The organism is Brevundimonas sp. NPDC090276 (genome assembly GCF_044772165.1).
Taxonomy (GTDB): Bacteria; Pseudomonadota; Alphaproteobacteria; order Caulobacterales; family Caulobacteraceae; genus Brevundimonas.
The window spans coordinates 477,642-501,839 of the sequence record NZ_JBIVYK010000001.1 but is presented as its reverse complement, the minus strand read 5'-3'; the positions used below and the strand labels follow the sequence as shown (position 1 = coordinate 501,839).

Annotated in this window: 20 protein-coding genes and 1 tRNA gene; 14 read left to right on the top strand and 7 right to left on the bottom strand. The window is 67.9% G+C overall.

Going from position 1 to position 24,198, the window contains the following annotated elements:
• The first annotated feature begins 91 nt into the window (after positions 1-91).
• From bioB to ACIQTU_RS02340, 6 genes are read left to right on the top strand one after another with little or no spacing between them, the layout of a single operon-like run.
• The gene (gene bioB / locus ACIQTU_RS02365) at positions 92-1,090 is read left to right on the top strand and encodes a biotin synthase BioB (RefSeq protein WP_400541759.1); all 999 of its coding nucleotides are present in this window, start codon (positions 92-94) and stop codon (positions 1,088-1,090) included.
• Complete coding sequence (locus ACIQTU_RS02360) at positions 1,087-2,223, top strand: 8-amino-7-oxononanoate synthase (RefSeq protein WP_400541756.1); 1,137 nt, start codon at positions 1,087-1,089, stop codon at positions 2,221-2,223. Before bioB ends, ACIQTU_RS02360 begins: the two co-directional genes overlap by 4 nt.
• Entirely contained in the window at positions 2,220-2,840 is a 621-nt protein-coding gene (gene bioD / locus ACIQTU_RS02355) for a dethiobiotin synthase (RefSeq protein ID WP_400541753.1), read from the top strand. Before ACIQTU_RS02360 ends, bioD begins: the two co-directional genes overlap by 4 nt.
• Positions 2,840-4,129 (top strand): adenosylmethionine--8-amino-7-oxononanoate transaminase, encoded by a 1,290-nt coding sequence (gene bioA / locus ACIQTU_RS02350; RefSeq protein ID WP_400541750.1) that lies wholly within the window; start codon positions 2,840-2,842, stop codon positions 4,127-4,129. Before bioD ends, bioA begins: the two co-directional genes overlap by 1 nt.
• Positions 4,126-4,743 (top strand): pimeloyl-ACP methyl esterase BioG family protein, encoded by a 618-nt coding sequence (locus tag ACIQTU_RS02345; RefSeq protein WP_400541747.1) that lies wholly within the window; start codon positions 4,126-4,128, stop codon positions 4,741-4,743. The genes bioA and ACIQTU_RS02345 overlap by 4 nt, the downstream gene beginning before the upstream one ends.
• Complete coding sequence (locus tag ACIQTU_RS02340; protein ID WP_400541744.1) at positions 4,740-5,483, top strand: methyltransferase domain-containing protein; 744 nt, start codon at positions 4,740-4,742, stop codon at positions 5,481-5,483. Before ACIQTU_RS02345 ends, ACIQTU_RS02340 begins: the two co-directional genes overlap by 4 nt.
• Here ACIQTU_RS02340 and ACIQTU_RS02335 read toward each other — a convergent pair.
• On the bottom strand, positions 5,480-6,091 hold the full coding sequence (locus ACIQTU_RS02335; protein WP_400541741.1) for a GntR family transcriptional regulator: 612 nt from the start codon (positions 6,089-6,091) through the stop codon (positions 5,480-5,482). The two genes, ACIQTU_RS02340 and ACIQTU_RS02335, sit on opposite strands and share 4 nt — an antisense overlap.
• A 375-nt stretch (positions 6,092-6,466) precedes the next feature.
• Here ACIQTU_RS02335 and ACIQTU_RS02330 point away from each other — a divergent pair, with 375 nt between their 5' ends.
• The 5 genes from ACIQTU_RS02330 (at position 6,467) to ACIQTU_RS02310 (ending at position 12,027) form a co-directional block, all read left to right on the top strand.
• On the top strand, positions 6,467-7,000 hold the full coding sequence (locus ACIQTU_RS02330) for a hypothetical protein (protein ID WP_400541738.1): 534 nt from the start codon (positions 6,467-6,469) through the stop codon (positions 6,998-7,000).
• 123 nt (positions 7,001-7,123) lie between these two features.
• Positions 7,124-7,741: a hypothetical protein gene (locus ACIQTU_RS02325; RefSeq protein ID WP_400541735.1), complete on the top strand. Its 618-nt coding sequence runs from the start codon at positions 7,124-7,126 to the stop codon at positions 7,739-7,741.
• A gap of 104 nt (positions 7,742-7,845) precedes the next feature.
• Entirely contained in the window at positions 7,846-8,613 is a 768-nt protein-coding gene (locus ACIQTU_RS02320; protein ID WP_400541732.1) for a fimbria/pilus periplasmic chaperone, read from the top strand.
• Positions 8,614-8,617: 4 nt separating this feature from the next.
• Positions 8,618-11,074 (top strand): fimbrial biogenesis outer membrane usher protein, encoded by a 2,457-nt coding sequence (locus tag ACIQTU_RS02315; RefSeq protein WP_400541729.1) that lies wholly within the window; start codon positions 8,618-8,620, stop codon positions 11,072-11,074.
• Positions 11,074-12,027 (top strand): hypothetical protein, encoded by a 954-nt coding sequence (locus ACIQTU_RS02310; protein ID WP_400541726.1) that lies wholly within the window; start codon positions 11,074-11,076, stop codon positions 12,025-12,027. The genes ACIQTU_RS02315 and ACIQTU_RS02310 overlap by 1 nt, the downstream gene beginning before the upstream one ends.
• A 13-nt stretch (positions 12,028-12,040) precedes the next feature.
• Here ACIQTU_RS02310 and ACIQTU_RS02305 read toward each other — a convergent pair whose 3' ends face one another.
• The 3 genes from ACIQTU_RS02305 to ACIQTU_RS02295 all read right to left on the bottom strand — a co-directional run bounded on the left by ACIQTU_RS02305 (position 12,041) and on the right by ACIQTU_RS02295 (position 14,212).
• A complete protein-coding gene (locus ACIQTU_RS02305; RefSeq protein ID WP_400541723.1) occupies positions 12,041-12,466 on the bottom strand; it encodes a hypothetical protein in 426 nt (141 codons plus the stop codon).
• Between the two features lie 423 nt (positions 12,467-12,889).
• Complete coding sequence (locus tag ACIQTU_RS02300) at positions 12,890-13,801, bottom strand: hypothetical protein (protein ID WP_400541720.1); 912 nt, start codon at positions 13,799-13,801, stop codon at positions 12,890-12,892.
• Positions 13,802-14,135: 334 nt separating this feature from the next.
• Positions 14,136-14,212: transfer RNA gene (locus tag ACIQTU_RS02295), tRNA-Met, on the bottom strand.
• 194 nt (positions 14,213-14,406) lie between these two features.
• Here ACIQTU_RS02295 and ACIQTU_RS02290 point away from each other — a divergent pair.
• From ACIQTU_RS02290 to ACIQTU_RS02280, 3 genes are all read left to right on the top strand, one after another.
• The gene (locus ACIQTU_RS02290; protein ID WP_400541717.1) at positions 14,407-15,633 is read left to right on the top strand and encodes a PQQ-dependent sugar dehydrogenase; all 1,227 of its coding nucleotides are present in this window, start codon (positions 14,407-14,409) and stop codon (positions 15,631-15,633) included.
• Between the two features lie 236 nt (positions 15,634-15,869).
• The gene (locus tag ACIQTU_RS02285; RefSeq protein ID WP_400541714.1) at positions 15,870-17,075 is read left to right on the top strand and encodes an acetyl-CoA C-acetyltransferase; all 1,206 of its coding nucleotides are present in this window, start codon (positions 15,870-15,872) and stop codon (positions 17,073-17,075) included.
• 16 nt (positions 17,076-17,091) lie between these two features.
• Entirely contained in the window at positions 17,092-19,263 is a 2,172-nt protein-coding gene (locus ACIQTU_RS02280) for a 3-hydroxyacyl-CoA dehydrogenase NAD-binding domain-containing protein (RefSeq protein ID WP_400541711.1), read from the top strand.
• 116 nt (positions 19,264-19,379) lie between these two features.
• On the opposite strand, the gene ACIQTU_RS02275 is transcribed toward ACIQTU_RS02280, so the two are convergent.
• The 3 genes from ACIQTU_RS02275 to ACIQTU_RS02265 all read right to left on the bottom strand — a co-directional run bounded on the left by ACIQTU_RS02275 (position 19,380) and on the right by ACIQTU_RS02265 (position 24,100).
• A complete protein-coding gene (locus ACIQTU_RS02275; protein ID WP_400541708.1) occupies positions 19,380-20,213 on the bottom strand; it encodes a TIGR02186 family protein in 834 nt (277 codons plus the stop codon).
• Positions 20,213-21,136, bottom strand: coding sequence for a sulfite exporter TauE/SafE family protein (locus tag ACIQTU_RS02270; RefSeq protein ID WP_400541705.1), 924 nt, complete (start codon positions 21,134-21,136; stop codon positions 20,213-20,215). The genes ACIQTU_RS02275 and ACIQTU_RS02270 overlap by 1 nt, the downstream gene beginning before the upstream one ends.
• 117 nt (positions 21,137-21,253) lie before the next feature.
• Positions 21,254-24,100, bottom strand: a complete 2,847-nt coding sequence (locus tag ACIQTU_RS02265; RefSeq protein ID WP_400541702.1) for a hypothetical protein — start codon at positions 24,098-24,100, stop codon at positions 21,254-21,256.
• Between the last annotated feature and the right edge of the window lie 98 nt (positions 24,101-24,198).

Below are 24,198 nucleotides of genomic sequence, written 5' to 3'. Positions count from 1 at the left end.
ATTATATATTATAATGAATCAATAGCGAGCGTGTGGAAATTGATATCTATTATTTATCTGAAAATCGCTCGACCGGCGACCAGAGGCATAAATGATAGATAATTTAGCAACGGATGCGCAAGCGATCTACAATGCTCCCTTCATGGAGTTGCTCTACCGCGCCCAGACGGTGCACCGGGCCCACTTCGAGCCCAGCACGATCCAGTGCTCCAAGCTCCTGTCCATCAAGACCGGGGGCTGCCCCGAGGATTGCTCCTACTGCTCGCAGTCGGCGCGCTACGACTCGGAGCTGTCGGCGTCCAAGATGATGGAGGTCCAGCGGGTGCTGGACGAGGCGCGCAAGGCCAAGGCGGCGGGCGCAACGCGCTACTGCATGGGCGCCGCCTGGCGCTCGCCCAAGGAACGCGACATGCCGGGCGTCCTGGCCATGATCCGGGGCGTCAAGGACATGGGTCTGGAGACCTGCATGACCCTGGGCATGCTCAGCGACGATCAGGCGGCCAAGCTGCAGAAAGCCGGTCTGGACTACTACAATCACAACATCGACACCTCGGAACGCTACTATTCCGAGGTCATCACCAGCCGCACCTTCGCCGACCGGTTGAACACCCTGGACCGCGTCCGCGCGGCGGGGATCAACGTCTGTTCCGGCGGCATCGTCGGCATGGGCGAAACCGCTGACGACCGCATCGACATGCTGCGCACCCTGGCCTCGCTGGAAGAGCCGCCGGAATCCGTGCCGATCAACATGTTGATGCCGATGAAGGGCACGCCGATGGCCGACATGGCTCCGCTGGACCCGATCGAGATGGTCCGCACCATCGCCACGGCCCGCATCCTGATGCCGCGCGCCTATGTCCGCCTTTCGGCTGGGCGTTCGGAGATGAGCGACGAGTTGCAGGCCATGTGCTTCTTCGCCGGCGCCAACTCCATCTTTGTCGGCGACACCCTGCTGACCGCCGACAACCCCGGCGAGGACAAGGACGCCCTGCTGTTCAACAAGCTGAACCTGCGCGCCGAGGCCGCCCCGGTCTGCCTCAAGCCCGCCCAGGAGCAGACCCGGGAGCAGACCCAAGAGCAGGCGGCGTGATCACCCACCCGCGCCATCGCGCCGGCCTGGACGCCCTGGCCGCGCGCGATCGGCTGCGGGCGCGAGCGCCGGCGGTCGGACTTGACTTCGCCTCCAATGACTATCTGGGACTGGCCGGGTCCAACCTGCTGAGACAGGCCGCGCTCGACGCCCTGAACCGGGGCGTGCCGGTGGGCTCGTCGGGGTCGCGGCTGCTGCGCGGCAACCACCCGGAACACGAAGCCCTCGAGCGCGAAGCCGCAGCCGTCTTCGGCGCCGAGGCCGCCCTCTTCATCGGCGGCGGCTTTCAGGGCAATCACGCCCTCTTCTCGGCTCTCCCCATGCAGGGCGATCTGGTCCTGTATGACGCCCTGATCCACGCCAGCGCCCACGACGGAATGCGGCTGGGCCGGGCCGAAACACGCGCCTTCATCCACAACGACGTCGCCGCCGCTGAGGCTGAAATCCTCTGCTGGCGCGCCGGAGGCGGAACGGGCCGCGTCTGGCTGGCGGTCGAGAGCCTCTATTCCATGGAAGGCGATCTCGCCCCGCTTGAGCAATTCTCAGAACTGGCTCGTCGCCACGACGCCGTCCTCGTGGTGGACGAGGCCCACGCCACCGGCCTGTTCGGCCGCATGGGCGCAGGCCGCGCGCTGAGCCAGTCGCACGACCCGAACCTTCTGACCCTGCACACCTGCGGCAAGGGACTGGGCGCGGTCGGCGCCCTGATCTGCGGCGACGCCGTGTTGATCGAGACCCTGGTCAACAAGGCTCGCCCCTTCATCTTCGCCACCGCCCCCTCGCCGCTGGACGCCGCCATCGTGCGCGCCGCTCTGGCGGCCCTGCGCCATCACCCCAGCATCCGCGAACGCGCCTGGGCCCGCATCGCCCACGCCCATGCCGAGGCCCGCCGCCTGTGCGGTCTGGAGGGCTTCAAAAGCCAGATACTGCCTGTGCGCATCGGCGCAGACGGCGAGGCCCTGGCCCTGGCCCGGGCGCTGCAATCGCGCGGCTATGACGTGCGCGCCGTGCGCCCGCCCACGGTGCCCAAGGGCACGGCGCGCCTGCGCATCTCGCTCACCGGCGCCGCGGATCAGGCCGCTGTCACGGGCCTGTTTGAAACCCTGTCAGACGTCGGATCCGCCTACCTATGAACACTGTCATCGTCACCGGCACCGACACCGGCATCGGCAAGACCGTCTTCAGCGCCGGACTGACCCGCGCGCTCGGCGCCACCTACTGGAAGCCGGTCCAGTCCGGGCTGGAAGAAGCCACTGACAGCGCGACCGTGGCGCACCTGTCGGGTCGACCGGTCCTGCCCGAGGCCTATCGCCTGCAACTGCCCGCCTCACCCCACCTGTCGGCGGAGGCTGAGGGTGTCGAGATCGACATCGCCCGCCTGACCCCGCCCCCGGTCGAGGGGCCGCTGGTCATCGAGGGCGCCGGCGGGCTGATGGTGCCGCTGACCCGTCAGCACCTCTTTCTCGATGTCATCGCCGGATGGACGGCTCCCGTGGTTCTGGTGGCGCGCACCAGCCTGGGCACCATCAACCACAGCCTGCTGTCATTGGCGGCTCTGCGAAGCATGGGCTGCACGGTGGCGGGCGTCGCCTTCGTCGGCGACGAGATGGCCGACAGCCGCCGCGCCATCACCGAGATGGGCCAGGTGCGCGATCTGGGCCGACTACCCTTCCTCGCCGACCTGACCCCTGGCGCCCTGGCCGCCGCCTTCGGCGCCATCGACATAGCTGCCATCCGCGAGACCCTGTGATGGACGACGCCATCACCTTCGACCGTCGCCACCTTTGGCGCCCCTACGCCGGGATGCGCGAGCCCGGCCCGGTCCATCACGTGGTCGAAGCCGAGGGCGTCTGGCTGAGCCTGGCCGATGGCGCCCGCATGATCGACGCCATGTCCTCCTGGTGGTGCGCCGCTCACGGCCATCGCCACCCGCAGATCGTCGCCGCCATGACGGCCCAGTTGAACCGCATGCCGCACGTCATGTTCGGCGGCCTGACCCACGATCCGGCCATCGATCTGGGGCGACGGCTGGTCGCGATGTTGCCCGAGGGGCTGAACCGCATCTTCTATTCCGACAGCGGCTCTGTCGCCGTCGAGGTGGCGCTGAAGATGGCGCTGCAGGCCCAGGTGGCGCGCGGCTTTTCCGCCCGCACCGCCTTCGCCACCGTGCGCGGCGGCTATCACGGCGACACCTGGAAGGCGATGAGCCTGTGCGACCCCGACACCGGCATGCATGGCCAGTACGGCCGGGCCCTGCAGATCGAGCACTTCGTCGCCGCCCCGCCGATCCCCTTCGACGCCGACTGGGACGAGGACCCGGGCCGCAATGGCCTGTCCGAGGTGGCGCAGCTGTTTCAGGACCACGGCGACCGGATCGCCGCCTTCATCCTCGAGCCCGTGGTTCAGGGCGCGGGCGGCATGCGTTTCTATCACCCCGCCTATCTGACCGGCCTGCGCGCCATGTGCGATGCACACGGCGTCCTGCTGATCTTCGACGAGATCGCCACGGGCTTTGGCCGCACCGGCCGGATGTTCGCCATGGATTTCGTCGACGTCGTTCCCGACATCCTCTGTCTCGGCAAGGCCCTGACTGGCGGCCACATCACCTTCGCCGCCACCGTGGCGCACGAAGCGGTGGCCGAGGCCATCTCGGCCGGATCGCCGGGCGTGCTGATGCACGGGCCCACCTTTATGGCCAATCCCCTGGCCTGCGCCGCGGCCAGCGCCAGCCTGGACCTGCTGCAAGACGACGCTTGGCGGGAGAACGTCCGCCGCATCGAGGCTCAGCTTCAGACCGAACTGGCCCCGGCCCGGTCGCTGGCCGGAGTGCAAGACGTCCGCGTCCTCGGCGCCATCGGGGTGATCGAGATGAAGGCTCCACTGGACACGGCCCGCGTTCACGCCTTCGCCCGAACCTCCGGCGTCTTTCTGCGCCCCTTCGGTCGGCTGCTCTACGCCATGCCGCCCTATGTGACCCGAGCCAACGAGCTGACGTGCATCACCACCGCCATGCGCGACATCGCCGGGTGGAGCGTATGAAGCCCCAATGGCTGCAACGCGACGGCGCCGACGCGTTGATCCTGGTCTTCGGCGGCTGGGCCCTGGGCGCCGCCCCCTTCGCCCATCTCAGCGGATCAGCGGACGTGCTGCTGCTAAGCGACCATCGCAACCTGGACTTCGACCTTGAACCGTTGCGCCCCTACGCCCGGCGCAGCCTGATCGCCTATTCCTTCGGCGTCGCCGCGGCGGGACACGTACTGGCCGCGACGACGCTCGACTTCGACCGAAAGGTCGCCGCCTGCGGCTCGCTACATCCCGCCGACGAGCGCCTCGGCATCCCGCCCGAGCGGGTGCGCCAGACCGCCGACCAGTTGGCCGAAACGAGCCTGCGCCAGTTCGTCCGCCGCGCCGGCAGTCCCCCGCCCGAAGACTGCGACCTCCCCGCCCTGCAAGAAGAACTCCTTGCCGTCATCGCGCGCGGTCCTGCTCCCGATCCCGGCTTCGACCGCGTCTGGCTGGGCCGCAACGATCGCATCTTCCCACCCGAGAACCTCACGGAGGCCTGGCGCAAGCAGGCGGATCAGGTGCGCTGGCTCGAGACCGGCCACAATCCCTTCCCCGCCTTCGCCGACTGGCGCGACCTCCTGGCATGAGCGCCGCCGCCCGCGTTCAGCGCAGCTTTCGCCGCGGATTCGCCACCTATGACGACAGCGCCCTGGTCCAGAAGCTGATCGCCCGAGGCCTGATTCGTCGCCTGCAGCGTCACGCCGTCGGCGCCCGCCTCGCCCACGTCTTCGAAGCGGGCTACGGCACCGGCCAGCTTACTCGCCTTCTATTGCAACGCCTGCCGATCGAGGCCCTGCACCTGAATGATCTGGCTGCCGAGCCTTTGGCCTTTGCGCCGGAGGCCGACTATCGCCCAGGCGACATCGAGTTCCTGTCCCTGCCAGAAGATCTCGACCTGGCCATCTCGGCCTCGATGATCCAGTGGATCGCCGATCCGCAGACCCTGATCCGCCGCCTGTGCGACGCCGTCCGACCCGGTGGCTGGCTGGCCCTGTCCGGCTTCGGCCCCGATCATTTCCCCGAGCTTCAGGCCCTGGGCAGTCAAGCCGCCGCCCCCTCGTTGCTGTCGGCTGACGCCATGGCCGGCCTTCTGCCGACCGGCTGGACCTTGCAGGAAAAGGGATCGCGCGCGCGATCTTTATGCTTCGCCTCGCCATGCGAGGCGCTGCGCCATCTACGCGACACCGGCGTCAACGGCCGCGCCAGCCGTCCCTGGACCCGCCGCGACCTCGACGCCTTCTGCCATGACTATGACGCGCAGTTCGGAAAGGCAGGGCGCGTCCCCCTGACCTATCAGCCCGTCTGGCTGATCGCGCAAAAGGCCTAGACCGCCCGTCCCAGATGGCGCTCGGCCGTGGCCAAAGCCGCCTTGACGTCGCGCGTGCGGATCGCCGCCATCAGGGCGCGATGGTCGGCGTCGGGTCGCGGCCTCCATCGGTCCTTGTATTGAACCAGCATATAGCGCGAGCCGTGCAGCTGCAGATTGCCGACGTCTTCGAGCAGCCTCGGCATCCCGCACGCCGCCATGGTCCCCAGATGGAAGGCGCGGTTGGCCGCCTCCCAGTCATGGATGTCAGCCGCCGCGTCACAGGCCAGCCGCAGGGCCTCCAGCCGCCCGATCTCATCCTGCGTCAGATTGGGCACTGAATGCATCAGGGCCAACGGCTCCAGCGCCGCGCGCATCAGCTTCACCTCGCGCTGCGCCGCCTGATCCAGCGGCGCGACCCTAACCCCGACATTTGGCTTGCTGACGGCCAGCCCCCTGGCGACCAGGCGCAGAAACGCCTCGCGCACCGGGACATGGCTGACCTGAAACTCTTCCGCGACATGGTCCTGCCGCAGCTTGGCGTCCGGCGCGAGATCTCCACGCACGATCCGAACCGTGAGCGCATCGGCGATAGCGTCAGGCGACAGGCCCGGAGTCTTTATGGTCACGCTGCTCAGCACCAAGGATTATCTATAATACAGACCCATCATTTATCGGCGATCGCACAAGTCACGCAAGACACCGATCGGGGAGCGGATCCCACGCCACTGACGGCGCGGCCTGGGATGAGCCGCGGCAAGCCCACGATCCCATTATCGAACACCCGGCGCGCCCGACCCTAACACGCGGACACCCCCGCCCCAGCCGCAGATGGTTAAGAAAACATTAATTTCACTTGATTTGAAAAGCCAAATTCGATCAACGGTGTCCCAAAATGGAATGGCTCAGCTTTTGAAAGCGTCATTTCTGAGATGTTCGCCGTGGGGGCGTTCGGTTGATTTGGGGAACAGGGCTTGTTCGCACGCTTCTGTAAATTGGCGACAATGTGCGTCGCCGCGTCGGCCTTCGCCGGAATCGCCTGCGCCCAGTCGACGGGCGGCGTCGAGATCGCGGTGAGCGCGACCGTGGCGGAGCGCTGCGGCTTTGCGCCGGGCGCCGCCTCGACGCTGGACGTCTCCGCCGACCTCGAAGGCGCACACTCCCAAAGCCTGGCTCTACGCCTCGACTGCAACACCCCCTTCCGGATCACCGCCAGATCCGAAGACGGCCACCTGACCAACCGCTCGGCCTCGGACGATCTGTCGGGCTACGCCTTCGCCAAGGTTTACGGCTTCAGCCTCGAACTCGACACCGACGCCGGCAAGGTCCGCAGCGGGCGCTGCCTGTCCTCCACGCTGATGGACGGCGGGAACTGCGTCCTTGCCCAGCCCGGCGGCCTCGGCTCCGGCGACGGCGTGGCCATCGGCCGCGACGCCACCCTGACGGTGGACTGGCCGTCCCAGACCTCGCTCGGACGCCGTCTGGCCGCCGGTGACTACAGCGACACCATCACCATCACCATCGCGGCGCGCTCTTGATGACGCCGCGGCCTCTCCATTCGCGCTGACGCCCCGGCGTCAGTCGAACCCTTCGGGACAGACCTGGCGTCTGGCTCGAGTATCCCGCCGGCCAAGGCCGGCTCTTATGTTCAGGATCCTACAATGAACCGCATCGCTTTCGTCGCCGCTTCGGCTGCCGCTCTCCTCGTCGCCGGCGCCGCTTCGGCCCAGGACTCGCAATCGGTCGCCATCAACGCTTCGGTCGCTCCGAAGTGCGGCGTCTCGGCCCAGCAAACCACCGTCACCCTGGCCGCCGACCTGACCGACGCTGACGCCAAGGTCCGCAGCGGCGTCACCACCGAAATCGCCAACGCCCTGAACGGCGCCCGCATCATCGCCTTCTGCAACGGCGTGAACAACAGCGTCGAAGTGAAGCGCGCCGTCCTGGCTCGCACCGGCGCCACCGGCAACGGCCTGGCCGACGGCGGCTTCGCCCAGTTCATCCGCTACAACCTGGACGCCTCGCTGAACGGCGTGGCCCTGGACTCGACCAGCACGGAGGGCGCCTCGACCGTCGCTTCGCGCTTTGGCGGCCACATCAGCCTGTCTGACTCCAACACGCACGTCCGCTTCGCCCAGGCCGCCAGCAGCGGCGCTCCGGTCGCCTCGTCGAACGGCTCGACCCCGACCGCCACGAACTGGTCGTCGCTGACCGACCGTCGTCTGGCCGCCGGCGCCTACACCGGCTCGGTCGAAGTGATCGTGACGCCGGGCGCCTGATCCAGGCCCGTTAATCCCGGTTTCACATGACCGGGATATCGCCGGACCGGCCAAGCTTGGCCGGTCCGGCGTCTTCTTTAGCCTTCAGTATGATTAGGAATGCCATGTTCGGTGGTGCGTTGCGGTCTGTAAAAGCCCTGTGTCTGGCCGGAGTCGCGCTTCTCGCCTCGGGCATTCCCGCCGCCGCGCTGAACGTGCAGCCGGTGGTTCTGGATCTACTGTCGTCGGGACGACGCAGCTCCGCAGTCGTCACCCTGCAGAACACCTTTACCACGACGGTCCCGGTCGAGCTGGTGGCCCGCCCTGTCGAACTGGTCGACGGCGAGTTCCGTGAAACCGAAGAAGAGAGCGAAGACCTGATGGTCTTCCCCGCCACCGCAACGGTCGAGCCCGGACAGTCCCAGGCCTTCCGCGTCCAGTGGGTCGGCGATCCGGCGCCCGCCGCCAGCCGCCACTACTACGTCTCGGTGGCGCAACTGCCCGTGCAACTGCCCGAGAACGAGAACGCCGTGCAGGTGCTCTACAATTTCAAGGTTCTGGTCAGCGTCGGCGCCAATGGCGCCAAGTCGGCCCTCAGCGTCGCCTCGGCGGCGGTTGAAACCGACAAGGACGGGCGCGCCTTCCCCGTGATCCACGTCAACAACAGCGGCGACACCTACGGCTATGTCGGCCGGGGCCGCCTGACCGTCACCCAGCGCGACGCCGCCGGCGCCGTCATCTTCCGCGAGTCGTTCGAGCCCGATGAAATCCAGCGCCGCATGGGCCTGGGCCTGATCCCGTCGGGGGCGACCCGCCGTCTGCCCATCAACCTGGACCTGCCGAGCGCCGAGGGTTCGGTCGTCGTGGATATCGCCCCGGTCGAAGGGCGCTGATCCGATGAAGCTCTGGCCCTTGGCCGTCGTCACCGCGGCGGCCGGCTCCATGACCCCGGCGTGGGCGGTGAGCTACGACGACGTCATCCAGACCGCCCCGGCGCCCCTGCCGGAGCGCCTCAATCCGTCCGGCCGCGACATTCCGCTGGGCGGCCCTCTGCGCGACGGTCCCTTCGTGCTGGGCGAGGTCGACTACATCCTGACGGCCGACGACCGCATTCTAATCCAGCTCGACACCCTGATGCCGCTCATCGAGCCGCGCGTGTCCGCCGAGGACCTGGCGCGCATCCGTCAGGCCATCGAGGGCCAGGACCGGCTGTCGACCGGGGACCTCGCGGCCCTGGGCCTGCCGCTGACCTATGATCCCGCAACCTTCGGCCTGGTGCTGACGCTGGACCCCGCCATGCGACCGCGTCAGGCGATCAGCATCGCCGGATCGAGCTACGGCATGATCGGACGCCTGGCCGAGCCGGCGCGCCTGTCGGCCTATGTCACGGCCTTCGCCACCGCCGACTATGTCCATCAGGGCCTGAGCGACGACACCGGCTTCGACACCCCGACCATCCTGCTGGACAGCGCCGTGCGCTATCGCGGTTTCGTCCTCGAGAACGAAGCCACCATCAGCAACAACTTCAGTCGCGACGGCACGCGGCTGGTCTATGACGATATGGCGCGCACCGCCCGCTATACGGCGGGTGATCTGGAGCCTGCGTCGCGCGGCTTTTCGGGCGCGACCTCGATGGCCGGCCTCTCGATCGTGCGCTCCTATGCTGAACTGGAGCCCCAGCGAAACGTCCAGCCGCGCGGCCAACGCACCTTCACGCTGGAGCGCCCGTCGACGGTCGAGACCTTCATCAACGGGCGTTCGGTCCAGCAGACGCGCCTGAACCCCGGCACCTACGACATTCGCGACTTTCCCTTCGCCCAGGGTGCCAACGACGTGCGCCTGGTGATCCGCGATGACACGGGCCGCGAGAACGTCATCAATTTCTCGCTGAACTTCGACCGCAGCCTGCTGGCGCGCGGCCTGACCGAGTTCGGCTTCTTCGGCGGCCTGGAAAGCAATCCGGGCGGCGACGGCATCGACTATTCCGACATCCTCGGGGCGTCCGGCTTCTATCGCCGGGGCCTGAGCGACGAACTGACGGCGGGCGGCAATTTCCGCGTCAACGAGAACGGCGGCGTCCTGGGCGCCGAAATGGTCTGGGCCTCGCCGATCGGCACCCTGGGCGGAGACGTCGCCGCCTCGTCGATCAACGGCATCGGCGAAGGTTACGCCGTCAACGCCAGCTTCGAACGCACCTTCGGCGACGGCTTCAGCGCCGCGCGCACCCTCACGGCCACCTTCCAGACGGTCAGCAAGGACTTCGCCACGCCGGGCACCCTCAGCGCCGACAACCGCTACGCCTGGGAAGCGGGCCTGACCTACGCCCACACCATCGGCGCCACCCAGTACATCACCACCGACGCCTTCTATTCGGCCGGCCGGGGCGCGGAGCCCGACCAACGCACGCTGCGCGCCACCTACGGCTGGCGGGCCAGCCCGCGCCTGATGTGGAGCCTGGAGGGGGTCTATGAGGATCGCCGCAACCAGGAAGAATACGGCGTCCGCCTGGCCCTGACCTATCGCTTCAGCCAGTTCTCCAGCGGCACGGCCGAGGTCGACACCCGTCGCGATCGGGCGCGCGTGGGGTATCAGACCTCGCGCGGACGCGGCGTTCATTCGTGGAGCGCGGCGGCCAATATCGATCGCTCGGAAACGGCGACCGGGGTCAACGCCTCGATCACCAATGTCCTCAACCGCGTCGAGATCGGCGGCAGCCACCAGACCTTCTTCGACTCGGACAGCGGCGACATCACCGACCAGCGCACCTCGCTGCGGGCCGGCGCCTCGCTGGCCTTCGCCGACGGCGCCTTCGGCGTCTCGCGCCCCATCTACGACAGCTTCGCCCTGGTGCGCTCGCACCGCTCGCTGAATGGCGCCGAGGTCTATGTCGAGCCGCGCGAAGAGTTCTTCTCGGCGCGCTCGGGCCCCTTGGGCGGGGCGGTCTCGCCCGAGCTCAGCGCCTATTCGCCGCGCGTCCTGACCTTCGACGTGCCGGAAGCGCCGCCCGGGTACGACCTGGGCGCGGGTTCGGCCCAGGTCCTGCCCCCCTATCGCTCCGGCTATCTGATCACCGTCGGCTCGGACTATTTCGTCTCGGCGGTCGGCCAGTTGCACGACGCAACAGGACAGCCGCTCAAGCTGTGGGTCGGTCAGGCCATCGAGCTGGCCCACCCCGAGCGTCCGCCGGTGCGGATGTTCACCAACGCCTCGGGTCGCTTCTCGATGCAGGGCCTGCGGCCCGGCCGCTGGCGGATCGAAGGCGCGTCCGCCTCCTCCGCCGTCTATATTCTCGACGTTCCCGCCGAGGCCGAGGGCCTGGTGCGGGTCGGTGTCCTTCGCCCGGAGAACCGCTGATGAAAACGCTTCTGCTCGCCGCCACCGCCGTTCTGGCCCTGGCCGCGCCCCATGTCGCCGCCGCCGGCTGCGCCGAATTCCAGATCACGGGCACGGATCTGTCGCTGTCCTACGATCCCTTCTCGGCGGCGCCGGTCGAGCGCAACTTCACCCTGCGGGTGCGCCGGATCGACAGTTCGGCCACGGCCGTCCGCTTCCTGCTGGCCGATACGGACTCCCCGGCAGCGGCCCCGCGCATCGGCACGGGTCCGGGCGGCTACGACATTCGCTGGAACCGCGACGCCTCGCGTCAGGTCTTCGTCGGCGGCGCGGAGCAGCCCAACGCCACCAACGGCGCTCTGGTCCACTTCGGCCAGGGCCCGTCCGGCGACGTCGTGACCGAGACCCTGCGCTTCAGCCTGCCCGCCGGTCAGGACGCCGCGGCCGGCGACTACTACGAGGCGCTGGAAGCGCGCTTCGTCTGCTATTCCGGCGATCAGATGCTGGGTTCGCCCGACTTTCAGCAGGGCGCCGGCCTGGCCGTTGACCTGAACGTGCCCGAGCGTATCTCGACCTACGTCGGCGCCGCGGGCATCCGGCGCGGCGAGATCGCCTTTGGGCCGCTGGACACCGCCGGCGGCGTAGCCACACGCGGGCTGGTCGTGACGACGCAATCCACCGTGCCCTATGACATCAACGTCGCGACCAAATGGGGACGGCTGCAGCGGCGCGAGGGCGATGCCTACGGCCTGAACTATGGAATGCGTCTGTCGGGCGTGCCGGTGCAGGCGGGTTCGGCCCTCAGCTGCACGCGCACCCCGGCGCCGTCGGGCCGCGCCCATCCCTTCCAGGTCGACCTGGCCCAGGCGCAAGCCGCCAGGGTTCCGGCGGGCGGCTACTCGGACGTGGTGACGCTGACCTTCACGCCGCGCGCCGGTCTGTCGTCGCCAGAAGGCTGCTCGAGCCGCCTCTAGGGTCGCCTCTGGATCAGAAGATCATGCCCTTGGGCTGGGCCTCGATGTTGACGGCCACCGGCTCGGCCCCTTCGGCCAGAACCAGGGTCAGATCACGCTCGCGATAGGCTGGACGATTGCTGTCGACGATGACCGTTCGGGTCGCATCGGCCGCGATCGGAATGCGCTCGCCGTCGAGGACCACGAAGGCGTCCTCCAGACCGGCGGGATGCAGCAGCACCAGGCGATAGCCGTCGACATTGTTGCACAGCTCGGTCAGGCGCCCGAGCATCTGCTCGCCCGGCTCGACCGTCGACGCACCGCCACCGGCGAGGGACACTCGGCAGACCGTGGCCACCCGGCCCATGATGTTGATCACCGGTCCCGCGGCAGCCGGCTCCGCCAGCAGCATGATCGCCGCCAGGGAAAACAGTACGCCTTTGGTTCGGTTGGCCGTCATCAGAACACCCTCATCTAGAAAACCGAAGCTAGACGATGAGTTTCAAGGGCCCTTTAAGCAGGATGGTGAACAGCGGTTATCCAATCGCGGCGGCCATCCGCAATCGGCCAGCCTACCCAACACGCCTTGTGTTTCACCCATGGCCGAAATGGCTTCGATGAAGCTGCGGTGGTTGGCGGAAAATCTCCCTTAGACCCACACCGGAGCGTGCCGCGGAGATTGCCGTACAAGGGCGTATTCTGGCGCGCGGCACAGTGTCCGCGTTCGACCCCATGCGGACGTTCAGTGGGCGCGTTCGCGGGCAAAGGCCAGAATGGCCAGCTTCCGGCAGTAAGGCGATGACCGCTATGAACCCCTAACTGATCTTAAGAGGGGCTAGATCATAGGGGATGGATGTGGCCGTCGATGTTTGTCTCGCACCGATTAGTCGACGCTGACCCCGACGCCGTACGTCCCTCGGATGCCGTCCAGGACCAAAACCCGATCGACGAACAGTTTGTTGCCCGTCATTCCCGCCATGCCGGATGCCTCCATAGCCCGGACCTGGGCGTCGCTCACCCCTTCCATGTAACTGACCTCTCCGAGCGGGATTTCCACCTCGCCGAACCGGACGACACTGTCCGTCGCGGTCGTGTGGGCGGTCAGAGTCCGGCCCCAGGAGTTCACGGAGAAGGTTGTCTCAGCCGCACCAGGTCGCGCCTTGGCCGCCCAGTCCGCCTGGCTCGTCAACAGGGAAAAGGCGCTGGAGCCTGTGTCCAGCATGATGTTCTTCGTCTGATTGTCGATGGCGACCCCGGTCAAGATCACTCCGGCCGGCGTCAGCATCAGCGGTTTCATGGCAAGGCCGGCCTGGGCGGCGGGCACCTCGCTGCCCACGAAGATCCGTTCACGCGGAAAGTCGATCACCAGCACCCGGTCTTTCAAAAGATCGGCTCCGATGGTCCCGATGATGTCGCGACGGTCGGGCTGGTCGCACGCCACCGTCGCTTCCGAGCCCGTGTCGACCAGACGGACGGGCCCGGCGACGGCGGGCACTTCGCCCATCATGAAGGTCAAGGACGGCACAGCGCCGTCCGGCTGGATCGTCAGGGCGGGCGTCTGCACCGCCAGACCTTCGGCCATGTTGCGCAACAGGACCGTGGAGGGCGCCCCCAGGTCGAACTGCATGAAGAGCTCCTTGCCGCAGCCCTCGATCCGCACCGGAATCAGCATGGCGGCATGCGGCTCCTCCCGATCGCCAAACCGGGCGGGTTCCCAATCGAAATCGAACGCCCGATCGGCGTTGGACAGGATCAGCGGACCGCTTTGCGCCGCCGCGAGAGAGGGCAAGGCCATAGCGCAGATGGCGATCGATAGGTTACGGATCATAAGGGCCCCTCCAGAGCCCCGACCTATACGGAGCGCCACGACCGCCCTCAAGCGCCAACGAGGGATGTGAAATAAAGACGCTCTGATAGGAGCAACCTTCGACTTGGGCAGCTTCGCCAGACTAGCAGGCGGAGGGACAAACGAGAGGCCGCTTGCCACCCATAGCGGACATTCCACGGGCCATGGCTGGAGCCCAGATCACTGTCAGTTCCAGGCAGTCGACGCTGCGCACAGACGTAGGGAAACCATCTGACGCTCCCTCGCCAAACGTCAAACAGTTGCTACAGCGCAGGAAAATCCGTGGTGGTTGGAGGCGGGATCGAACCGCCGACCTGTGGGTTATGAATCCACCGCTCTAACCATCTGAGCTACCCAACCCCTTACGGGACCTCGCGAAAGATCATGACGACCGTGCAGCGCGAGAGGCGTGCGTATATCGCCGCCTTCCCTCGGGTTCAAGCCGCTTCGACAGCTAAATCGCACGGGACGATCGGTCGCGGGCGGTTTCGGCTCGCGTAGGGAACTATGAGGCCTCATTCTGACGACAAACCTTTGCTGATCAGGAGAGCCCCATGCGTCCGATTATCCTCGCCGCGTCCGCCTCGCTTCTTGTTCTCGCCGCCGCCTGCGGGGCCAACGGTCAGGACGCGCCCGCCGCCTCCGGCGCCCCGGTCGAGACCCGTCCCGCCAACAACCCGGACCAGAAGCCGGCTTTCGAAGGCCAGACCCGCGCGCCGGGCGTCCGCACCGAGGCGGCGCTGAGCCACAGCGTCGTGGCGACCGGACTGGTCCATCCCTGGGGCCTGGCCCTGCTGCCGGACGGCGAGTGGCTGGCGACCGAGCGCCCCGGCCAGATGCGAGTGGTCAGCGCCCAGGGCCAGATCGGCGCCCCTATCGCCGGCCTGCCGCCCGTCGCCGCACGCGGCCAGGGCGGGCTGCTGGACGTCATTGTCGGGCCGACGTTCGGACAGGACCGACTGATCTACTGGTCCTATGCCGAGCCCCGTGACGGCGGCAACGGCACCGCCGTGGCGCGCGGCCGCCTGTCCGACGACCTGTCGAAGGTCGAGAACGTGCAGGTCATCTTCCACGCCCAGCCCACCTATGACGGCGACAAGCATTTCGGCTCGTCCCTGGCCTTTGCGCCGGACGGCAAGCTGTTCATCACGCTCGGCGAGCGTTCCGACAAACCGATGCGGCCGCAAGCCCAGGACCTGGGCTCGCATATGGGCAAGACCATCCGCATCAACGCCGACGGCAGCGTGCCCGCCGACAATCCCTTCGTCGGCCAGGCAGGGGCCCGGCCGGAAATCTGGTCGCTGGGCCACCGCAACATGCAGGGCATCGCCGTCCAGCCGGGCACAGGCGCCATCTGGACCGTCGAGCACGGCACGCGCGGCGGCGACGAGATCAATCTGGATCAGGCCGGCAAGAACTACGGCTGGCCCGGCGTCGCCTACGGCATCGAATACAACGGCCAGGCCATCCCCGACGCCGTCACGGCCAGGGAAGGCACGGAACAGCCGGTCTACTACTGGGACCCGGTCATCGCCCCGGGCGGTATGACCTTCTACAGCGGCGCCATGTTCCCCGGCTGGAACGGCAACCTGCTGGTCACCGGCATGGGCGGCAAGCAGCTGGCGCGACTGGTGATCGAGAACAACCGCGTCGTCGGCGAGGAGCGCCTGCTGACCGACCTGAACGCCCGCATCCGCGACGTCGCGATCGCCGCTGACGGCGCCGTCTGGGTCATCACTGACGAGGACGACGGCAAGCTGGTTCGACTGGCGAAACAGTAGAGGCTGAACGGCGGACGGAGGCCTCGCTTCCGTCCGCCAAGGGCCTCACGCGCCTTGTTACTTGACGTTGACGTAAACGTCGGGTTTCTACGCACCAAGTTTCAATTCCAGACCCGTCCCTCAAGCAGCGAGGCGCCGCGCGCCAAGCGACAGGGACCCTAGAAAATTCGATCTGTCCCTCATGCAGTGATCCGCCGTGCGGTGAGCGGTAGGGACCCAACAAAGAGAGATCTTTCATGGCCGACGCCTACATCTACGACGCCGTGCGCACCCCGCGCGGCAAGGGCAAGAAGGACGGCTCTCTGCACGAGATCACCGCCCTGTCGCTGGCCAGCCAGGTGCTGCAGGCCCTGCGCGACCGGAACGGTCTGGACACGTCCAAGGTCGACGACGTCATCCTCGGCTGCGTCTCGCCGGTGGGCGAGCAGGGCGCCGACATCGCCCGCACCGCCGTGCTGAACGCCGGCTGGGCCCAGACCACGGCGGGCGTGCAGATCAACCGCTTCTGCGCCTCAGGCCTGGAAGCCGTGAACATGGCGGCCGCCAAGGTGAAATCCGGCGAGGCCGACTTCGCCGTCGGCGGCGGCGTCGAGGCCATGAGCCGCGTGCCGATGGGTTCAGACGGCGGCGCCTGGCCGGTGGACCCGTCCTCGGCCTTCGCCACCTACTTCGTGCCGCAGGGCGTCTCGGCCGACATGATCGCCACCAAGTGGGGCTTCAGCCGCGCCGACGTGGACGCCTATTCGGTCGAGAGCCACAAGCGTTCGGCCAAGTCCTGGGCCGAGGGCCGCTTCAAGAAGTCGGTCATCCCGGTTCTCGACCAGCTGGGTCTGGTCCGCCTGGACCATGACGAGACCATTCGTCCGAACACGGACATGCAGACGCTCGGCGCGCTGAACGCCTCCTTCGCCATGATGGGCGAGATGGCCTTCGACAGCGTGATCAACCAGCGCTACCCCGAGGTCGAGCGCGTCAACCACGTCCACACGCCGGGCAACTCGTCGGGCATCGTCGACGGTTCGGCGGGCGTCCTGATCGGCTCGCTGGAGGCCGGCAAGGCCCTGGGCCTGAAGCCGCGCGCCAAGATCCGCGGCGCCGCCTCGATCGGCTCGGAGCCGTCGATCATGCTGACCGGCCCTGAGTTCGTGACCAACAAGCTGCTGGGTCGTCTGGGCATGAAGTCCACCGACATCGATCTCTATGAGCTGAACGAGGCCTTCGCCGCCGTCGTCCTGCGCTACATGCAGGCGCTCGACATTCCGCACGACAAGATCAACGTCTGCGGCGGCGCCATCGCCATGGGCCACCCGCTGGGCGCCACGGGCGCCATGATCACCGGCGTGGTGCTGGACGAGCTGGAACGCTCGGACAAGGAAACCGCCCTCATCACCCTGTGCATCGGCGGCGGCATGGGCACCGCCACCGTCATCGAACGCGTCTGATCGGGAGCGACTGACCATGGAAAACTTCAAGATCGACGTCGATGCCGACGGTATCGCCCTCATCACCTTCGACGTCCCCGGACGCTCGATGAACACCCTGACCTCGTCCGTCATGGCCGAGATTCCGCAGCTGGTGGAACGCATCAAGACCGACGACGCCATCAAGGGCGCGGTCCTGACCTCGGGCAAGACCTCGGGCTTCTGCGCCGGCGCCGACCTCGGCGACATCGCTGGCGGCATGATCGGCGGGGCCAGCCTGCAGGACGCCTATGACGCCGGCTGGAAGATGAACGGCGCCCTGCGCGCGCTGGAAACCTGCGGCAAGCCGGTGGCCGCGGCCATCAACGGCCTGGCGCTCGGCGGCGGTCTGGAACTGACGCTGGCCTGCCACTATCGCGTGGTCGAGAACGACAACAAGATCCAGCTGGGCCTGCCCGAGATCAAGGTCGGCCTCTTCCCCGGCGGCGGCGGCACCCAGCGCCTGACGCGCCTGATCGGCGTCCAGCCCGCCATGATGGCCATGACCGAGGGCAAGTCCTTCCGTCCCAACGACGCCAAGAGCGCGGGCATCGTCCACGAGATCGCCGAAAAGGGTCAGTCGGTCGAGGCCGCCAAGGCCTGGATCAGGAACGGCGGCAAGGCCGTGCAGCCGTGGGACGACAAGTCGTTCAAACTACCCGGCGGCGGCCCCTACCACCCGGCGGGCATCCAGAACTTCCTGGTCGGCAATGCGATGATCCGCAAGCAGACCTACGGCAACTATCCCGCCGCGACCAACCTGATGAAGGCCGTCTATGAGGGCGTTCAGGTGCCGATGGACGCGGCCCTGCGCATCGAGACCCGCTACTTCATCAAGACCCTGATGACGCCGCAGGCCCAGGCCATGATCCGCAGCCTCTTCCTGTCCAAGCAGGAACTGGACAAGGGCGCCGTGCGTCCGGCGGGCGTGCCGAAGTCGGATGCGAAAAAGGTCACCGTGCTGGGCGCCGGCATGATGGGCGCGGGCGTGGCCTATGTGCAGGTCATGGCCGGCATCGAGACCGTCCTGATCGACCAGACCCAGGAAGCCGCCGACAAGGGCAAGGCCCACGTCGAGGAACTGCTGAAGAAGCGTCTGTCGCGCGGTCAGATGACCCAGGAGAAGTTCGACGCCACCCTGGCCCTCGTCACCGCCACCACCGACTATGATCACATCAAGGGTTCGGACCTGGTCATCGAGGCCGTGTTCGAAAACCGCGAGATCAAGGCCGACGTGACCAAGCGCGCCGAGGCGCAACTGGCTGAAGGCGCCGTCTTCGGCTCCAACACCTCGACCCTGCCGATCACCGGCCTGGCCGAGGCCTCGGTCCGCCCCGAGGACTTCATCGGCATCCACTTCTTCTCGCCCGTCGATAAGATGATGCTGGTCGAGATCATCCTCGGCGAGAAGACCGGCCCGGCCGCCATCGCCAAGGCCATCGACTACGTCCTGAAGATCAAGAAGACCCCGATCGTCGTCAACGACAGCCGCGGCTTCTACACCTCGCGCTGCTTCTCCACCTTCCTGATGGAAGGCATGGCCATGCTCGAAGAGGGCTATGCCCCCGCCCTGATCGACAACGTCGGGCGCATGACCGGCATGCCGCGCGGCCCGCTGGAGATGCACGACGACGTCGCCCTGGACCTGTCCTACAAGATCGCCAAGCAGACGGCGATCGACCTGGGCGACGCCTATGTCCCGTCCGAGGGCGCCGACATCGTCGCCAGGATGGTCGAGGGCGGTCGCTATGGCCGCAAGAACGGCAAGGGCTTCTACGACTACGCTGCCAAGCCCAAGACCCTGTGGGCGGGCCTGTCGGAGCTGGCCCCGGTCAAGTTCGACGACTCGACCCCGGAACTGGTTGATGAACTGAAGACGCGCCTGCTCTATCGTCAGGCCGTCGAGGTCGCCCGCTGCTGGGCCGAGGGCGTCATCGACGACCCGCGTGAAGCCGACCTGGGCGCCATTCTGGGCTGGGGCTTCGCCCCCTGGTCAGGCGGCCCGATCACCCTGATCGACCAGACCGGCCTGAAAGCCTTCGTCGAGACCGCCGACCGTCTGACGGCGACCTACGGCGACCGCTTCAAGGTGCCGGAACTGCTGCGCGAGATGGCCGCCAAGGGCGAGACCTTCTACGGCCGTTTCGCCCCGGAGAAGAAGGCGGCCTGATCTTCATGACGGGCTGAAACGGAAAGGGCGGCTCCTCGGAGCCGCCCTTTTTCTTAGACACCACGGCGCTCAGGCAGCGAGCCGCCGCGTGGCGAGCGATAGCGCCCTAAAGCGCCCTACCTGCTCCTGAACACCCGCGACGCCGCATAGCCCGTCACAGCCGCAAGGATGACGCACAGCACGCCGTAGGACCACGGTCGACGATGGGCGAACTCATAGATGTCGCGCTCCAGCCCGACCTTCTCGACCGTCAGGGTCAGGTTGGACACCGAGACCGGCGCCCCTTCCTGAAACAGCCAGACCTCGGCGTAGTATTTGCCGGTCGGCGCCACGGTCGGCAGTTCGACCTCGGCGCGGAACAGGCCCTTGTCGACGAACTGGACCCCGTCGGGATCGGTGTTGTAGAGGGCCGCCGCCTCCTTCAACCGGATCACAGCGCGGCGCCAGTCGAGGTAGTTCTCGCCCAGACGGCTGACCACCACGTCGCGCACGCCGTAGCGGGTGACGGTGCGGCTTTCCTGCGGGGCGTCGATGCGCAGGTGATCGACGCCGACGCCGAGGCGGCGCAACTGACCAAAGTCGGCCACGTCCGACAGGGACCGGGTCGAGGCGGTCATGTAGAAGCCCGGCGCGCCCTCGAACAGGACCGGGCGGCTGTTCAGCCAGACGCCCATGTTTCGGGTCTTCTTGACCAGACGCACCGGGGCGTCGGGGCCGCGCACCACCACCACCACATCGGCAGGGATGTCGGTGGGATTGAACACCGCCCCATACAGAACGATGGAGGCGCCGCGGAAGCTGGAATCGACCTCGACCTGGGCGTCGGTCAGGGCGGCCGCGACGCGCACCTCGCCCTCGGTGGCGACCGAGCGCTCTATGACCCCCGGCGCAGTGGCGGGCGGCGCGGGCACGATGACGGGCGCGGGTTCGGGCGGCAGGGTCTGGAACATCAGTCCCCCACCCCCGGCGCCAGCAGGAAGAGGTCGCTGGGCCGCACGAAAAGCTCCAGCCCCATCTGGATGCCGACCAACAGGACGATCAGGCCGAGCGCCGCGCGCATCTCCTCGGCGCGGAAGCGACCCGAGAGTTTGGCTCCGAACTGGGCCCCCACGACCCCGCCCAGCAGCAGGATGGTCGACAGGACGATGTCCACCGTCTGGTTGCGCCCGGCCTGCAGGATGGTGGTGATAGCCGTGGTGATGATGATCTGGAACAGGCTGGTGCCGACCACGACGCCGGCCCGCATCCGCAGCACATAGAGCATGGCCGGGACCAGGATGAAGCCGCCGCCCACCCCCATGATGGCCGACAGGACGCCCGCAAAGACGCCCAGGCCGAAGGGCGGAATGGCGCTGATGTAGAGACCCGAACGTGGAAAGCGCATGCGGAAGGGCAGGCCGTACAGCCACAGCGGGCGGCGGCGCTCCTTGCGCGGCGGCGTCTCGCCGCGCACCCGGTGCAGGATCTGCGTCAGGCTTTCGTACAGCATCATGCTGCCGATCGAGCCGAGGAAGATCAGATAAGAGACAGCCACGACCAGATCGGCCTGACCCAGCAGGCGCAGGTAGCGGAACAGCTCGACCCCGACCAGCGCGCCCAGGCCCCCCCCCACGGCCATGATGCCGCCGATGCGGTAGTCGACCGCCTTCATGCCCGAGTAGCGGATGACCCCCGAGGTCGAGGAGGCGACGACGTGGCTGGCCTGGCTGGCGACGGCCACGGTCGGGGGGATGCCCATGAAGACGAGAACGGGCGCCATCAGGAAGCCGCCCCCGATGCCGAACAGGCCCGAGACAAAGCCTACCAGCGCCCCCAGCATCACCAGGAGCGGCCAGTTCACCGAAACCTCGGCGATCGGCAGGTAAATATCCACGGCACGCGCCTTCGGCTGGAAGGGAACGCAGAACAGCGCCGGAAAGGCGACTAGGCTTCTGGTCTTAGCGAGCGCCGCGACGAACCGCCACCCCCGCCGCCGCTTCGACGCGCTTCGTCAGGCGACCGGCTCGACCGTGAAGGCGTCGGCGGCCTCGCGCGCGACGCGGCGCGTCTCCGCCGAAGTCAGGGGCGTCAGCCGCTGCACCGCCGCCAGAGCCTGCTGGTCGCCGCGGCGAGCCGCGATCATGTACCACTTGAAGGCCTCGGTCGCATTGGCGGCCACGCCTACGTCGCCCTTCTCGTAGAGGTAGGCGACGTTGTACTGGCTGTCGACGCGGCCGGCCTCGGCCGCCTTCTTGAGCCAGGTCAGGGCCTCGGCGCGATTGCGCGCCCCGCCTTCGCCGTCGAATAACTGCATGGCGTAATAGTGCATGGCCCGGGGCTCGCCGCCCTCGGCCGCGCGTCGGGCCCAGACCCGCGCCTCCGCGGGGTCAGGCGTCAGACCCGCGCCGCCTTCCTGATAAAGGCTCGCCAAACGCATCTGGGCCGGGCCGTAGCCCAGGTTGGCCGCGCGCTTCAGCGGCTCCAGTCCGCTGTCGTCGCCGCTGTCGATCAACTGCACCGCGCGGGTGAACAGGGCCGCGCCCTCGGTCGCCGCCACGTCGGGCGACGGCACCGCCTCGGTCGGGGTCGCGCTCAGCGCCACCGCCGCGATCGGCGCCGGGTCGGCCTCGGTCTTCGCCGCAACCTCGCCCGTCAGACTCGCCATGTCCGGCAGGGCCAGGCCCGAGCCCTCGGCCAGTTGCAAGGAGGCGTAGCCGCCGCCCGTGGCCAGAGCCGCAACCGCCATGGCGCCCAGGGCCTTGCGCATGGTCGAGCCTTCGCGCGACGCCTGCTTGTCCAGCCGCTCCTGCAGCTTGGACTTGCCCCCGCGCTTCAGCCCGAAGCCCTTGCGCGGGACTTCATCGGCGTTGGACATGGCCGCGCGTGCGGCATCCAGGGCGTCACGGGTCGTGGCCCGGCCCGCGGCCGCGCCGGCCTTCAACGCATCAGGGTCGATGAAGTCGATGTCGGCTGAAAAGCCGTCGTCGCCGTCCTCTTCGGAGGGGCCGTCCACCAGCGGCGGCAGGCCCGCTACGGCGTCCAGCATCTCGTCGTCGACCAGGACGTCGCGCACGTCGGCGCCGCCGAAGTCGTCGGCGACAAAGTCGCTGACGGCGAACACAGGCTCTTCAGGCTCATCCAGCAGGTCGGTCGAAACGGCGCCGAACCGGGCGCGCTCGGGGCTTGAGCCGAACAGGGTCGTCGGCGTCGCCTCGGCCTCGTCCGCAGAGGCGTTCAGTTCGGCGTCCAGAGGATCCGAGAAGACAGGCTCGGGATCGCGCACCGTCGGCGACGGGAAGGGCGCGGCGTCCAGCACCCCGCCCATTACATCTTCGGACCAGATATCGTCAGCGAAGGCGGCGGCGCGCCAGTCCCCGCTGGGGCTCTCCGCCGGGCTCCACGGCGTCGGCTCAGGGCTTTCCAACGGGGGCTCGCGCCGCGCTGCGCGGGCGCCGCGCTGCTCGATGTTCTCGCGGGCTTCGGCCAGCAGGCGCGCAGTGCGCTCCTCGCTCTGACGCATCCGCTCGCCCAGTTCGCCTGAAGCGCGGTCGTGACGTTGCTCGATCTTGTCGGCGTTCTCGGTCAGACGGCGGCTGATGTCGTCCAGAGCCTGGGCCGAGCGACGTTCGGACTGGGCGATCCGCTCCGACAGGCGATCCGAGATGCGGGTGATCTCGCCGCCCAGCCGTTCCAGCGCCAGGGCGTGCTGGTCGTCGGAGCGGGTGAGGCGTTGATCCACGGCCTGGACATGACGCTGCATCTCGCGATCCAGCCTGTCGTTCAGTTCGCGGCCCAGTGTCTGGCCAAGCGCCTCAACGTCCGCCGCTGCGCCGCCGGCCTCGACCCTCTCGACGCGCACGTTCAGGTTCTGGGCGATGCGCAGGACCTCGCGGCCCATGGCCTCGACGGCGTCGGCCGAGCGCTGCTCGGAGGCGCGGGTCTGATCTCCGATCGCCGCCAGGGCGCGCTCGATGCGGTCCACCCGGCCTTCGGTCTCGGCCACATCGAGCCGGCGCATCATCTCGACGCGGCTGCCCTCGACCTGACGCGTCAGCGTCTCGGCCAGTTTCTCGAAGCGAGCGGCCTCGCGGGTGTCTTCAGGCTCGATGCGGCCTTCGGCGTCTCGCAGACGCTGGTCCAGGGCGGCGAACGACCGCTCCAGTCCCTTCAGGGCCTCGGAAGTGCGCTCCTGCGCCTCGTCCAGACGGGCGCCGACCTGGGCCAGGACGTCCGTGCCGGGGCCTGGGCCGGCGGCCTGCTCAACCGCCTCCATGCGCGCGCGCAGGTCGCCGACGGTGGTGCGCTGACGCTCGTCCAGATCGAACAGGCGGCTGGACACGGCCCCCAGGGCGGCGTCCAGGCGGGCGAAGCCCTCCTCGCTCCTCGGGCCGGCTTCCTGTTCGAAGCGGCGCAGACGTTTGTGGCCCTCGCGCAGTTCGTCGGCGATGTCGTCGATGCGGCGCGCGTAGCCCAGGCCGATCTCGTCCTGCTTCTCGAGCCGGCGCACCAGACCGGCCACGGCCTGGTCCACGCCCTGGATGGCGACGGTCGAGTGGCGCTCGACGGCTTCCAGACGGTCGGCGATGACCTCCAGAGACGCGCCGATGCGCGCGGACCGGTCGTCCTCGCGGCCATAGACGTCGTCGAGCCGGCGCGACCGGCTCCGGCGGTCATAGGGGTCGGGAATGGGCGTGCGACGCGGCAGGGGCGTAACGCCCTCGTCCTCGTCCGGCTCATCCATGATCATGGAATTCAACCACTCGCCCAGGGTCATGCCCGAGCGGCGCGCAAGGTCCTTGGCGATCTCGCGAGCCTTGGGGTCGATCCCCTTCACGCTCCACGGCGCTGCTGCGCTCACTGATTCGCCTCCCGAGCCTTTGTGGGACGCTACCGCTCCAGATCAAGCGTGTAAACGTGTCGTTAACCGCAATATCTGGCGCCTGGGTGAACGAATCA

Excerpts from the sequence above, each read along its gene's own strand:
- bioB (WP_400541759.1), top strand. The coding sequence starts at position 92 with ATGATAGATAATTTAGCAACGGATGCGCAAGCGATCTACAATGCTCCC.
- bioD (WP_400541753.1), top strand. The coding sequence starts at position 2,220 with ATGAACACTGTCATCGTCACCGGCACCGACACCGGCATCGGCAAGACC.
- bioA (WP_400541750.1), top strand. The coding sequence starts at position 2,840 with ATGGACGACGCCATCACCTTCGACCGTCGCCACCTTTGGCGCCCCTAC.
- ACIQTU_RS02345 (WP_400541747.1), top strand. The coding sequence starts at position 4,126 with ATGAAGCCCCAATGGCTGCAACGCGACGGCGCCGACGCGTTGATCCTG.
- ACIQTU_RS02340 (WP_400541744.1), top strand. The coding sequence starts at position 4,740 with ATGAGCGCCGCCGCCCGCGTTCAGCGCAGCTTTCGCCGCGGATTCGCC.
- ACIQTU_RS02330 (WP_400541738.1), top strand. The coding sequence starts at position 6,467 with ATGTGCGTCGCCGCGTCGGCCTTCGCCGGAATCGCCTGCGCCCAGTCG.
- ACIQTU_RS02325 (WP_400541735.1), top strand. The coding sequence starts at position 7,124 with ATGAACCGCATCGCTTTCGTCGCCGCTTCGGCTGCCGCTCTCCTCGTC.
- ACIQTU_RS02320 (WP_400541732.1), top strand. The coding sequence starts at position 7,846 with ATGTTCGGTGGTGCGTTGCGGTCTGTAAAAGCCCTGTGTCTGGCCGGA.
- ACIQTU_RS02315 (WP_400541729.1), top strand. The coding sequence starts at position 8,618 with ATGAAGCTCTGGCCCTTGGCCGTCGTCACCGCGGCGGCCGGCTCCATG.
- ACIQTU_RS02310 (WP_400541726.1), top strand. The coding sequence starts at position 11,074 with ATGAAAACGCTTCTGCTCGCCGCCACCGCCGTTCTGGCCCTGGCCGCG.
- ACIQTU_RS02305 (WP_400541723.1), bottom strand. The coding sequence starts at position 12,466 with ATGACGGCCAACCGAACCAAAGGCGTACTGTTTTCCCTGGCGGCGATC.
- ACIQTU_RS02300 (WP_400541720.1), bottom strand. The coding sequence starts at position 13,801 with ATGGCCTTGCCCTCTCTCGCGGCGGCGCAAAGCGGTCCGCTGATCCTG.
- ACIQTU_RS02290 (WP_400541717.1), top strand. The coding sequence starts at position 14,407 with ATGCGTCCGATTATCCTCGCCGCGTCCGCCTCGCTTCTTGTTCTCGCC.
- ACIQTU_RS02285 (WP_400541714.1), top strand. The coding sequence starts at position 15,870 with ATGGCCGACGCCTACATCTACGACGCCGTGCGCACCCCGCGCGGCAAG.
- ACIQTU_RS02280 (WP_400541711.1), top strand. The coding sequence starts at position 17,092 with ATGGAAAACTTCAAGATCGACGTCGATGCCGACGGTATCGCCCTCATC.
- ACIQTU_RS02275 (WP_400541708.1), bottom strand. The coding sequence starts at position 20,213 with ATGTTCCAGACCCTGCCGCCCGAACCCGCGCCCGTCATCGTGCCCGCG.